Annotated in this window: 16 protein-coding genes; all 16 read right to left on the bottom strand. The window is 29.0% G+C overall.

What is annotated here, in order from left to right; all coding sequences use genetic code 11:
* Window positions 1-8 precede the first annotated feature (8 nt).
* Window positions 9-671 carry an L-serine ammonia-lyase, iron-sulfur-dependent subunit beta gene (gene sdaAB / locus LW893_RS04980; protein WP_233056154.1) on the bottom strand — a complete coding sequence of 221 codons (663 nt, stop codon included), beginning with the start codon at window positions 669-671 and terminating at the stop codon, window positions 9-11.
* Window positions 671-1,618: a TIGR01212 family radical SAM protein gene (locus tag LW893_RS04975; protein ID WP_233056153.1), complete on the bottom strand. Its 948-nt coding sequence runs from the start codon at window positions 1,616-1,618 to the stop codon at window positions 671-673. Before LW893_RS04975 ends, sdaAB begins: the two co-directional genes overlap by 1 nt.
* Window positions 1,618-2,058: a peroxiredoxin gene (locus tag LW893_RS04970; protein ID WP_233056148.1), complete on the bottom strand. Its 441-nt coding sequence runs from the start codon at window positions 2,056-2,058 to the stop codon at window positions 1,618-1,620. Before LW893_RS04970 ends, LW893_RS04975 begins: the two co-directional genes overlap by 1 nt.
* Window position 2,059: 1 nt before the next feature.
* Entirely contained in the window at window positions 2,060-2,908 is an 849-nt protein-coding gene (locus LW893_RS04965; RefSeq protein WP_233056147.1) for a Cof-type HAD-IIB family hydrolase, read from the bottom strand.
* Window positions 2,909-2,964: 56 nt separating this feature from the next.
* On the bottom strand, window positions 2,965-3,267 hold the full coding sequence (locus LW893_RS04960; protein WP_233056145.1) for a DUF1292 domain-containing protein: 303 nt from the start codon (window positions 3,265-3,267) through the stop codon (window positions 2,965-2,967).
* Window positions 3,268-3,411: 144 nt separating this feature from the next.
* Complete coding sequence (locus LW893_RS04955; RefSeq protein WP_233056144.1) at window positions 3,412-4,344, bottom strand: DUF4097 family beta strand repeat-containing protein; 933 nt, start codon at window positions 4,342-4,344, stop codon at window positions 3,412-3,414.
* On the bottom strand, window positions 4,337-4,951 hold the full coding sequence (locus LW893_RS04950) for a DUF1700 domain-containing protein (RefSeq protein WP_233056143.1): 615 nt from the start codon (window positions 4,949-4,951) through the stop codon (window positions 4,337-4,339). The genes LW893_RS04955 and LW893_RS04950 overlap by 8 nt, the downstream gene beginning before the upstream one ends.
* Entirely contained in the window at window positions 4,944-5,264 is a 321-nt protein-coding gene (locus tag LW893_RS04945; protein WP_233056142.1) for a PadR family transcriptional regulator, read from the bottom strand. The genes LW893_RS04950 and LW893_RS04945 overlap by 8 nt, the downstream gene beginning before the upstream one ends.
* A gap of 561 nt (window positions 5,265-5,825) precedes the next feature.
* Window positions 5,826-6,623 carry a hypothetical protein gene (locus LW893_RS04940; RefSeq protein WP_233056140.1) on the bottom strand — a complete coding sequence of 266 codons (798 nt, stop codon included), beginning with the start codon at window positions 6,621-6,623 and terminating at the stop codon, window positions 5,826-5,828.
* A gap of 154 nt (window positions 6,624-6,777) precedes the next feature.
* Window positions 6,778-7,413, bottom strand: a complete 636-nt coding sequence (locus LW893_RS04935) for a V-type ATP synthase subunit D (protein WP_233056139.1) — start codon at window positions 7,411-7,413, stop codon at window positions 6,778-6,780.
* A 13-nt stretch (window positions 7,414-7,426) separates the two neighbouring features.
* On the bottom strand, window positions 7,427-8,803 hold the full coding sequence (locus tag LW893_RS04930) for a V-type ATP synthase subunit B (RefSeq protein WP_233056138.1): 1,377 nt from the start codon (window positions 8,801-8,803) through the stop codon (window positions 7,427-7,429).
* Window positions 8,796-10,565, bottom strand: a complete 1,770-nt coding sequence (locus LW893_RS04925) for a V-type ATP synthase subunit A (RefSeq protein ID WP_233056137.1) — start codon at window positions 10,563-10,565, stop codon at window positions 8,796-8,798. Before LW893_RS04925 ends, LW893_RS04930 begins: the two co-directional genes overlap by 8 nt.
* 16 nt (window positions 10,566-10,581) lie before the next feature.
* Entirely contained in the window at window positions 10,582-10,890 is a 309-nt protein-coding gene (locus tag LW893_RS04920) for a V-type ATP synthase subunit F (RefSeq protein WP_233056135.1), read from the bottom strand.
* A complete protein-coding gene (locus tag LW893_RS04915) occupies window positions 10,883-11,869 on the bottom strand; it encodes a V-type ATP synthase subunit C (RefSeq protein WP_233056134.1) in 987 nt (328 codons plus the stop codon). Before LW893_RS04915 ends, LW893_RS04920 begins: the two co-directional genes overlap by 8 nt.
* Window positions 11,870-11,882: 13 nt before the next feature.
* Window positions 11,883-12,434 (bottom strand): V-type ATP synthase subunit E, encoded by a 552-nt coding sequence (locus LW893_RS04910; RefSeq protein WP_233056133.1) that lies wholly within the window; start codon window positions 12,432-12,434, stop codon window positions 11,883-11,885.
* 34 nt (window positions 12,435-12,468) lie between these two features.
* Window positions 12,469-12,954 carry a V-type ATP synthase subunit K gene (locus LW893_RS04905; RefSeq protein WP_233056132.1) on the bottom strand — a complete coding sequence of 162 codons (486 nt, stop codon included), beginning with the start codon at window positions 12,952-12,954 and terminating at the stop codon, window positions 12,469-12,471.
* Between the last annotated feature and the right edge of the window lie 34 nt (window positions 12,955-12,988).

Genomic DNA, 12,988 nt, shown 5'->3' with positions numbered 1-12,988 from the left:
ATAACCTCCTATAATGGTTTTAAAATCATACATTCTAACATATCTGGTAATTTACTTATTCTATAAATAGCCATTTCATCAATTCCACCATCAATTTCCATGATAGCTGAAGCAACTCCGTCTTCTCTATTCATAATTAAACTACCGATATTTATCTTGTTTTCAGCTAAAATTGTACTTACTTGTGCAATCATTCCATATCTATCATTATATTTAAGGATTATAGTATTATACAATCCTCCAAATTTAACTTCAACACCATTTATATTTGTAATTTCGATTGCTCCACCACCAATTGATGAACCAATTACATAGAAACTTTCTCCATTTTGGTCAATAAATTCAGTTTTAACAGTATTAGGATGAGCATATAACAAATCCATTGGTACAAAAGAAAAATCTATTCCTCTACCTTTTGCAATATTTAAAGCATCTCTAATTCTTTCATCATCAGTATCATATCCTAAAATTCCACCTACTAAAGCTCTGTCAGTGCCATGACCTTGGTATGTGTTTTTAAAACTACCATGTAAATGAAAAATTACTTTCTTTATATCTCTTGCATAAATTATTTTAGAAATACGTCCAAGTCTACAAGCTCCTGCAGTATGAGAACTTGATGGTCCAATCATTATTGGTCCTATAACATCAAAAAGTCCATAGTTTTTCATTATTTTTTCACTACTCCTTCAAAATTATTAAACAAATCACCTTGTCTATAATTATTTTTTTCCATTTTTTCTAAAATTTCATCTCTGATTTTCCACCAACTCGTATTCCAATTGCAGAAAAGACTATTTTCTTCTGGCACACGACCTAGCAATCTTTGTAACACTATATTTTTATCTAGATTTCTCAAAAAAGCTATAACTAAATCAATGAACTTTTCCTTCGTTATCAACTCAATTTCTCCTTTTGAGTACATTTCTCCTAAAACTGTATTTTTAACAATATATAAAGAATGTAATTTAACCTCTTCGACATCTAGAGCAGATAAAATCTTTGCAGATTCAACCATATCTAGCTCATCATCCCAAGGCAATCCAACAATAATATGTGTACAAACTCTAAATCCAAATTTATGAATTAAATTGACTGCATTTATAAATTCAGCCAATGTATGTCCTCTGTTAAGTTTTATTAAAGTTCTATAATTTACAGTTTGTAATCCAAGTTCAAAGTCAATTTCTAAATTTCTGCCATTTTGAAATTCTTTCAAGAATAATAATTGCTCTTCCAAAATACAGTCTGGCCTTGTTGATAAAGAAATTCCTATTATATCATCATCAACAATACTATCTTCAATCATCTTTTTAAAATCGTCCATCCCAAGATAAGTATTTGTAAAATTTTGAAAATACACGATAAATTTTTTAGCATTATATTTTTTTGAAATATACTCTTTATTTCTCAAAACTTGATCTTTAACAGACATAGAAACATGGCAATTTTCAAAAGAACCACCTTCTTCTCCACAGAAAATACAACCCCCTGTAGCAATATTTCCATCTCTATTAGGACAACTTAAATTTAATTTAACAGGTAATTTATAAACTTTTTCTCCATAAATATCTCTTAGATATTTTGAATACGTTCTGTAAAAATCTTCCTCTAACATTATAGTTCCTTCAACGCTTCTAAAACTTTTAAAGCATGATCCTTCGCTTTTACATTTCTAAATTCTTTTAGAATATTTCCTTTATCATCCAAAATAAAAGTGGATCTAACAGTTCCCATATATTCTTTACCATATAATTTTTTCATTTTCCAAACATCAAAATGTTCTTGAATTGATACATCTTCATCTGAAACTAATTCCACAGTTAAATTGTGTTTTTCTATAAATTTCTTGTGGCTTGCAAGAGAATCCTTACTAACCCCAATAATAACTGCATTCAATTTTTCGAACTCTTCTTTAAGTTCACTAAATTGAATCGCTTCCAAAGTACATCCTGAAGTATTGTCTTTTGGATAAAAATATAATACTATTTTTTTTCCTTTATACTTATCTAAAGAAAATTCACCATTTATTCCATTAAATTTTAAATTACAAGCCATATTATTCTCCTACAATATCTTTAAATATTTTCTTCAATTCAAAATATACCCCATCTTCATTGTTTGTAAATTCGGTTATATTATTTGTTAAAGATTTTAACTCTTCTATACCATTTTTCATCGCAAAACCCATACCTGAGTTTTTAACCATTGACTTATCATTAAATTCGTCACCAAAAGATACAACTTCTGAAAGACTAATATTCTTGCTCTTAAGGTAGTTAGTTATAGCGATCCATTTATCTGCTTTTTTAGATTGAAATTCCAAAACTTTTTTTCCGTTTGGAACAAAATACATATTTTTAACTAAATCTTCTTCATCTTTGAAATGCTCGAAGAATGCATCAATTCTTTCCTTTTGGTCTAAAAAAGCAATACATAAAACAGTTTCTAAAGACTTTACATCAATTTGACTGAAATATCTTACACTATCAACAGCAATTTTTTTATCAACAATATTTTCTTCGAAATGACTCTTCTTAGGTTGTCCATCTTTTACAGCTAGATGATAACCATCAACAAAAGAATCTACATAAATATATGGATTCATTCCACATTCTAATGCTTTATTATAAATTTCTAAAAACTTACAATTACTTACATATTCAACATTTACTAATTTATTAGATTCCTTAAATCTGCTCATAGCTCCATTATTTGCACATACCATTATATCTCTTTTTAAAGGTTTCAAAAAATCTGATACCATATAAAAATGTCTTCCAGTAGCGATTATAACTTCTATACCATTTTCAATCAAATTGTCTAACAATAAAAAACTTCTATCAGATATTTTTTTATTATCATCCAATAGAGTTCCATCTAAATCTAAACAAACCGCCTTAAACATAAATCCCCTCTTTCAAAAAAATAAAGTGCCGATAACGGCACTTTATAGACTTCTTATTATTCTTCGTCTTCTTCAACTAAAGCATCAAATGCATCAGAAACCTTACTGAATTCTTCATCATCTTCGATTTCTTCTACTTCATATTCTCCGTCTTCTTTTTCTATATATTTGCAAAGTAAGATACTTCCATCTTCTTGACTTTGAAGTGCAATATATTCTTTTTCTTCCACTTCAAAAACTCCGATAACTTCAAAAGTTTCTTCTTTTCCGTCTTCGTTTTCAAAAACTAATAATTCAGCTTCTAATTCTTCTTCGCAACCACATCCGCAGCCACATCCACAGCTTTTGTTTTCTTCCATTTTTATGCCCTCCTTAAAATTTTAAAAATCTTAGATTTTTAAATTCATAAAAGATATTTATCACAAATTATGAAATACATATCTATATTAATAATACCACATTTTAATAAAAAAACATAGCTTTTTTATAAAAAAATTTTTTAATTAATTTTTTTCTAATTTTATATTTCCTGCTTTTGATTTCAATATAATCTTTACTGTTTTAGATTCTTCTCTATTTTTATTGAAATCTTTATCTATATAAATATTTCCTACATCTGAATCTAAATCCACATCATAATTTACATTTTCATCATAAAGCAATGAACAATTTATATTTCCGGCGTTATTTTCAACTTCTAGTAATTCATTTATTTCAACATTAGAAAACGAAACATTTCCAGCTTTTTTATCTACTTTACATGAATTAAATTTAGAATCTTCCACATATAGATTGCCCGCTTTATTCACTGATCTAAAATGATTTGAATTATTAACTTTATTCAAATCAATATTACCTGCTAAATTTGTTAATTCAATATTCTCTGAATTTATATTTTTAAAATCACAGTTACCAGCATTTTGACTAATTTTTATATTTTTAATATTAACATCTGAGATTGTTACTTTACTACTAAAACTATTAAAATTAAAGTTTTCTAATTCAGGTTCAGAAAGATATAAAACAAAAGATTTATTACTTATCTCATCATTGAATAGAAGATTCTTATAGAAATTTAAATTAATAATTATGCTAAAAGAAAATTTACTATCTTCTTCTAAATCTTCTATTAATAGCTTTCCTTCATTATTTGTTATTTTGAAGTCTTCTTCATTTTCAGAAAAATATTCAATATAGTTTTTTCCATTTTCAGACTTTTTAATTTTAAAATTTGATTTTATAAATTTTACTTCTGTAGAAGTAATTTTATCTAATTCTATAGTGTATTTGTTAATTTTAGTACTGTTACCTAATCTATAACTATCTATATCGGTATCTTTTATATACTCTAACCCCCCATTTTGAATTCCTAATAAAAATAGAACAAAACCTAAAATTAACATTATTATAGAAGTTTTTAATACTTTATTATTCATACTTTTTACCTCTTCTTCTTGAAATATATGAAACAGTTTCTTTACATAAATTAATTAAAAAACTAACAATATATTTACCAGCTAAATATAACAATCCATTAAGCCCTAATATAATTAATCCGCACCCAAGAAGAAACATTCCTCCTGGAATAGATAAAAGAAAGATTGTAAATAGTCCTGCAATAAGGAACTTAAAACTAAAAAATATGCCAACTAAAGAAAGTGCAAATAATACAAAAATTATAGAAAGACAAATCATAAAAAAAGATAAAATTATACTAATCACAACAATTGTAGCTGGTATTCCAAATGGAGCAGCTAATATACAAAGTATGGCAATCAAAAAAGTTCTTAGTAGTTTATTTTCTCCAAAATTAAAAAGTTTGTTTTTCCCTTCGTTTTTACCTTCATTTTCATTTAACAACTTCGATAGAATTTCACTTGCAGCAGTACTTGGAGAACCCAATTCTCTTATTAAATCTTGTTCACCTTCAATTCCAACTTCTTCAAAATATTCTTCAAAATAATTCATAGTATCATCATAGTCTTTTTTAGGTAATCTCTTCAAATATTTTGATAGTTCTTTAAGATATTCTTCTCTATTCATTGAACACTCCTTCTATAATTATTTTGTCAACTTCATCTCTATACTCTATCCACTCAGATTTTAAAAATCTAAGCTGAGTTTTTCCACTAGATGTAATTCTATAATACTTTCTTTTTCTTCCATTAAATTCTCCATCATAAGTTGTTAAAAACTCATTTTGTTCCATCTTTTTTAAAATTGGATAAAGAGTTGATTCTTTTATATCTGAAATTTTTTTTACACTTTGACTAATTTCATATCCATAGGAATCTTTAATATCTAAAATTGATAGAATTAAACACTCAATCAATAATGCCGAAATTGGATAATACATATTTCACCTCTGTATAAATTTACAATATATAAATTTTTAATATATAAAATTTTTATATATTAATATTAGCACAAAAAATTTCTTTTGTAAATAGATTTTTTTAAAAAATTTTTAATTTGCATTTTTTCAATTGATAATGTTAAAATTATAATATTTTTTACAATTTTGTCCACAAAACTTAAAGATATTCACTATTTTTATAAAAGTTATCCACAAAATAAAGGGCAAAATATCCACTTATCCACAAGTTATTCAACTTATCCACAATTTTACATAAGGGTATTTACTTTTTTTATTATCATTTAGTCAATCATAATAATGATGTTACGTGATAAATTTACTCCTATAAAAAACACGTCAATAGCAAAAAAATAGTACAATCGTATGATAATATTGTATTATAGCATAAATTATTAGAAGGTTTCTTATACAACAAGACTTCTCACCCTTCGACGTCAATTTGCATCGGTTAAGCACATGAGAACCTTGTTACTTTGTAATAAAAAAGTTTATCAACATAAATTGATAAACTTCCTTTTTTAATATTAAGTTTTTATAAAATTATTTTTTATTTTTAAATAATTCTAAATAAAGAGTGTAAGCAGTATATCCAAAAACTGCAACTGCTCCAAGGTAAACTAAAACTGTTAAATATAACATAAAAGTTGAAGCCTTAGAAAACGCACTTTTTAAGATGAAATTTCCGATTTCTGTTACTAGAAGTCCACAAATGAAATATAAATTCTTTTTAGTATTTAAGAAATCATTTCTCTTATCAAGAATTGTAGTTTTGTAGTAGATAACTGCTAATAAAACTAATGATAAAAAGATTAAAACATGTGCAAAGTCTCTAAGATTAGCAACAGTTTTTAAAGATTCTAACTTAGACATAGTTTTTGTTAAATTTGCTACAACATTTTGTCCGTTTGAAGATGAGTTATTAAAACTACCAAAACTTATAAGTTTAATAATCATATAAAGTAAATTTAATGAAAATACGGCTGAAAATCCACAAATAATATAATCTAATAAGTTCTTTTTAGAAATAATTTCATCAAATTTTGCTTTAACGTCAACATGATCATTTGAACAGCTTTTGCAATCAGCCTTAGCTTCTTCTACTTTTTCTTCAATTTTTTCTTTAACTTTAGATTCTTCAGCCTTAGCTTCTTCTACTTTTTCTTGAACAGCTTCTTTAACTTGTTCTACTTTTTCTTCAACAACTTCTTTAGCCGCTTCTACTTTTTCTTTAACAACTTCTTTAGCTGATTCTACTTTTTCTTCAACAACTTCTTTAGCTGATTCCACTTTTTCTTCTACTTTATCAACTTCTAATCCTTCTTTTTCTAAATTATCCATGATATCCCCCTCTAATTATAATATTATATAATATTTTAACAATTATATTATACTTTTTTATTATACTATTACACAAACACTTTTTCAAGTAATTTTTATATAATATTATAGAAATTTAATAAAAAAAGCTGTTGCAAGTCGCAACAGCTTTTTATTATGCTTGTTTAGCTATTATATCCTTAACTTTCATAAGTCTTGTAATAGTAGCTCTTTCGTTTTCATCTAATTTCATTCTGATGAATTTAATTGTTTCTTCAAGATCTGGAATTGTTCTATACTCAAGAGCATTTACTCTTCTACGAGTTTTTTCAATTTCATCTGCCATAAGCTGACAAGCTTTTTCAACTTCAGCAAGTTCTAAAAGCATGTCCATTACCGAATGTAGTTCTAAAATCGCATCATCAAGTTCAGAAGATGTTTGAGCATAACCATAAGGGAAAATTGCTCCACTTGTTTCTGTTCTATCAAATTCCATTTTAGGAATATTTACACTCATTACATTCTTTGTTTCAATGGCAACAGATACTTGTTCTTTCGGAAAGGCCACAGCTTGTTCCAAAAATTCGGGACTCATAACAGCACTGGCTAAAAGAAAAGATTTAAATGAATTTGAGAGTTCTTTTTCAACTTCAATACGAAGTTTTTTGTTTTTTCTAATCATTTCTATAAATCTTCTCATAAGTTCATCTTGTTTATCTTTAAGAAGTTTATGACCTCTTTTAGCAGTTACAAGTCTACCTTTGAGATTTGAAAGAGCCATACGTGTAGGATTTACATTTAGCTTTGCCATCTATATCTCCCCTTTATTCTGTCTTTCCTAAATATTTATCAATATATTCCTCTCTAATTCTCTTAAGTTCTGTTCTTGGAACTATACTTAATAATTCCCAACCTAAGTTTAAAGTTTCTTCTATTGTTCTATTAGTTTCATATCCTTGGTCAACATATCTCTTATCAAAAGCATCTGCAAATTTTGCAAAAGCCTTATCAGCTTCAGACAATGCTGATTCACCTAAGATTACTGCTAATTCACGGGCTTCTCTACCAGATGCATATCCAGCATAGATTTGGTTCATTGTATCAGCATGATCTTCTCTTGTCTTTCCTTTTCCAATACCTTTATCTTTAAGTCTTGATAATGATGGAATTACAAAGATTGGTGGTTGAATACCTTGTTTGTATAATTCTCTTGAAAGAATAATTTGTCCTTCAGTGATATATCCTGTAAGGTCAGGAATTGGGTGAGTAATATCATCTTCAGGCATTGTTAAAATAGGAATTTGTGTAATTGATCCCGGTCTTCCTTTAAGTCTTCCGGCTCTTTCATAAATTGTTGAAAGGTCAGTATATAGGTAACCTGGATATCCACGACGTCCTGGAACTTCTTTTCTGGCTGCAGAAACTTCACGAAGTGCTTCAGCATAATTTGTAAGGTCAGTTAAGATTACCAAAACATGCATTCCTTTTTCAAACGCTAAATATTCTGCACAAGTAAGAGCCATACGAGGAGTTGCAATTCTTTCGATTGCAGGGTCATTAGCAAGGTTCATAAATAGAACAGCTCTATCTATCGCACCAGTTTTTGTAAAGTCATCAATAAAGAATTGAGCTTCTTCAAAAGTGATACCCATTGCCCCGAATACTACGGCGAATTTTTCTCCACCACCAAGTACTCTTGCTTGTCTAGCAATTTGTGCTGCTACATTGTTATGAGGAAGACCTGAACCTGAGAAAATAGGTAACTTTTGTCCTCTAACTAATGTATTAAGTCCATCTATTGTAGAAATACCTGTTTGAATAAATTCTGAAGGATAGTCTCTTGATACAGGGTTAATTGGAGAGCCGTTAATATCAATCTTCATTTCAGGAATAATCTTAGGTCCTTTATCAATAGGATTACCAAGTCCGTCAAAGATTCTACCAATCATATCTTCAGAAACACCAAGTTCAAGTGGATGACCTAAAAATCTACAAGTTGTATCTCTTAGGTTAATTCCTGATGAGCCTTCAAACAATTGAACCATTGCTTTATCGCCATTAATTTCAAGAACTTTTCCTCTTCTCTTTTCTCCGTTTTGAAGTCTAACTTCAACTAACTCTTCGTACTTAACTCCTTCGACACCTTCAACAACCATCAAAGGTCCTACTACTTCTTTTACTGTCTTATACTCTTTAAGCATTAGAGTTACCTCCTTCGCTTATTAATTTTTCAATATCAGCTTTAACTGTTTCAAATAATGTGTCAAATTTTTCTAATTCATTTTCAGAAATATTTTTACTTCTTGTTATTCCTTCACGAGAATTAATCTTCAAAATTTCATCAAGATAAACACCTGAATTTAAAGCTTTTTTAGCTTCTTCATAGAATCCTAAAATAACTTCTAACATTTTGAATTGTTTTGGAAGTGAACAATAAGTATCAACTTCATGGAAAGCATTTTGTTGTAAGAAATCTTCTCTTAAAGACTTAGCAACTTCAAGCTTTAATTGATCTGCTTCTGAAAGTGAATCTCTACCTACAAGACGTACAACTTCTTGTAAATTAGATTCCTCTTGTAAAAGTGCCATTGATTGAATTCTATGTTCTGAGAATTTTTTATTTATATTTTCATCCATAAATTTATCCATTTTATGTTGATATAATGAATAAGAGTTCAACCAGTTAATAGCTGGGAAATGTCTTCTGTATGACAATGCATAGTCAAGTCCCCAGAATACTTTTACAATTCTAAGTGTAGCTTGTGAAACAGGTTCAGAAATATCTCCACCTGGAGGAGAAACAGCTCCGATTACAGTTAAAGCACCTTCTCTATCTTCACCTAAACATTTAACAAATCCAGCTCTTTCATAGAAGTCTGCAACTCTTGATGCAAGATATGCAGGGTAACCTTCGTCACCAGGCATTTCTTCAAGACGACCAGACATTTCACGAAGCGCTTCTGCCCAACGAGATGTTGAGTCAGCCATAAGTGCTACTGAATATCCCATATCTCTAAAGTATTCCCCAATAGTAATACCTGTGTATATAGAAGCTTCACGAGCAGCTACTGGCATGTTAGAAGTATTTGCTATAAGAACTGTTCTTTTCATAAGTGATTCGCCAGTCTTAGGGTCAATAATTTCTGGGAATTCCATAAGAACGTCAGTCATTTCGTTTCCACGTTCTCCACAACCTACATAAACAACAATTTCTGCATCTGCCCATTTAGCAAGTTGGTGTTGAACAACTGTTTTTCCTGAACCGAAAGGTCCTGGAATAGCAGCAGCTCCACCTTTTGCAACTGGGAAGAATGTATCTATAATTCTTTGACCTGTTACAAGCGGTCTAACTGGATCCAATTTTCTTGAATATGGACGTCCACGACGAACTGGCCATTTTTGAATCATATTTAATTCTTTAATTCCATTTTCAGTTTCAATTTTGCAGATAATTTCATCAACAGTATGTTCTCCTGAATTAATTTCTACAATTTTACCACTTACTGATGGTGGAACCATAATCTTGTGAGAAACAACTGATGTTTCTTGTACTGTACCGATTACATTTCCTTCTGAAACTTCATCTCCAACATTTACTGTTGGTACAAAATCCCATTTCTTTTCTCTATTTAATGGTAATACACTTACACCTCTTAAAAGAAAATCTCCTGCTTTCGCTTGAAGAGCTTCAAGAGGTCTTTGAATACCGTCGAACATTTGTTCTATCATTCCAGGTCCAAGTTCAATAGAAAGTGGACTACCTGTTGATACTACAACATCTCCAGGTCCTATACCAGTTGTTTCTTCATAAACTTGGATTGAGGCTTTATCGCCCCTCATTTCTATAATTTCTCCAATGAGCTTATTATCAGAAACTTCAACAACATCATATACGTTCGCATCTTCCATACCTTCTGCAACTACAAGAGGTCCGGAAACTTTAATAACTTTACCGACTTTCAATATAAGCCCTCGCTTTCTATAATATATTTGATCCAACAGCTTTTTCAACATTCTTGTTGATATTATCTAAGCCTATATTCAAACTACCTCTATTGCTAGGTATTAAAATTACTGCTGGAATAACTTCATTGTTATATCTTTGAATAGTTTCTGGAATTTCTTGTGCTAATTGTTCAGTAACAAAAATAATTCCATATTCTTCTTTTGCTAGTTTGTCAATAATTCTTCTGGCCTCATTACCTTCGATTGCAGTAAATACATGAACTCCAAGAGCTCTAAAGGCAAGAACTGAATCCTTATCGCCAATTACAGCTATCTTATACATAAACTTCACGCAACCTTTCCTTAATAAAATCAGCAGATAATCCATTGACTTTTCCTACTAAAATAAGTCTTAAGTTCTTAATTTCCATTTCTTTAGCAAAAAGGAAACTAAAAATAACTTCTGCTCCATAATGGATGGATTTAGCTTTTCTTACAATTTCAACTAAATAGTCATCCATACTTTTTTCAAAACTATTAAGAGAATTAGTATTTTTATACTCTTCAACAATTTTAGAAAGAACTCTACCAATTTTATATGCTTTTAGCTTAATAGGTAAAATTTCTATATCTTCATAGAACATATCTAAAATCTTATCAGTTTCAACATCTCCACCTTTAATTAGAACTTTTTCTAAAGTTTCCTTTACTTGATTTTGTTTTCTACATCTTATGAAAGTTCTAAGATTTATAAAATCAATCATAGCTTTAAAATATTCTGTAATCATTTCAAGCTTAAATTCTTCAGCTAAACTTAAAACTTTTTCAAAATATTTTTTATCTATAAAGATATCAATGTCTTGAGGGTCCTTAGTAGTTTCAAAGAAATCTAAACATTCCTTAAAATCTTTGGATAATCCCTCATCATTCTTTAAAGCTAATTCTCTAAATGCTTCAATTTCATTACCATCTAACATACAATACATGGAGTCAAATTTTTCTTTTAAAATATTTTCTTTTACCAAAACTTTTAAGTTATGATAATCATATTTACAAGAAAGTATTTCAACTAAGGACTTCTCTGGAGAAATTTCCATTGCCTCTTTGTATGTCTTATTCAAAACTTCTGATAAAACCTGTTCATAATTCTCTGGTCTATCTAGTTTTGAAAGTTCGCTTGAATAAGAAGTTTCATTTAGCAACTTAATTGCATCTTCAAGATTTTTTGCATCTGCAAGTCTTTGAAGTTGTTGTTTAGTAAGGAGTTTTTTCTCAGCATGACGAATTCTAACACTTGATTGGATAAAATTTTCTCTATCCATAATACACCTCCTATTAACTAAATAACTTTTCTGCTACTTCTTGTTCCAAGTCTTCCTTTACTAAATCTATTAAACTTGAAAATTCGTTATTTAAAATTATTTTTCCATTTCTTAGTGAAAATCCACTTTCAACAGTATCTTCTGAAACCTTAATTCCAAATAATTTTTCTCCTGCAAGTTTCTTTTCACTTTCTGTAAGAATAATTTCACTATCTTCTTTAACTTCTAATTTTTTTAGAGAATTTTCTACAAAACTTAAATAATCTTCATGATTTAATGTTTTTAATTTTTCTTTAGTCAATTCAAAAACTTTATTTATCATTTCTTGTTTTGCAACCAAAACCATATCTCTTGCTGTTAAACTTGAGTTTGAGATTATTCTATCTTTAGATTGTGCGCCCTCTACTTTTGCTTTTTCAACTATCTTGTCAGCATTTTTTTGAGCTTCACTTTCTGTTTTTCCAACAAGATCTGCAACTTCACTTTTAGCATCTTCTACTATTTTTTTTGATTCATTTTCAGCATCTTGAAGGATTTCATCTATTATATTGTCCAAATTAGACATTAAATCACATCCTTTTTAATTTATTTAATGCTTATTAACTGAATGTAACGCTTGAAAGTAGTAAGAATGACATTGCAAATGCTAAGATTGCATAAGTTTCAACCATTACTGCAAGGATAATACCTTTTGTTTGATGTTCTTCGTTTTTAGCTAAGATATTAATACCTGCAACAGCAACTCTTGCTTGGTAATAAGCTGATTTTAATCCAACGAAACCAACTGGTAATGAAACCATAACATAGTATAAACCTTCAACTAAGCTCATATCTACTCTTAATTTAAACATTATGAAAAGTCCAATTACAAATCCGTAAAGTCCTTGTGTACCTGGTAATAATTGTAATACCATTGCTTTACCAAATTTTTCTGGTTCATCAATAACTAATCCTGCAGCAGCTTCCCCTGCCATTTGAACACCTCTTGCAGATCCAATACCTGCTAATAATACAGCTAGTGCTGCTCCTAATATACCAAATACAACTCCACCATTTTGTGCTAATACAGCCATAAAATCTTTCATAACAAAATCTCCTTTTCGTTTGTTTTTTTATTTT

Source organism: Parvimonas micra, assembly GCF_021300775.1.
In the GTDB taxonomy this organism is placed as follows: Bacteria; Bacillota; Clostridia; order Tissierellales; family Peptoniphilaceae; genus Parvimonas.
This window is presented reverse-complemented; position numbering and strand designations above follow the sequence as displayed.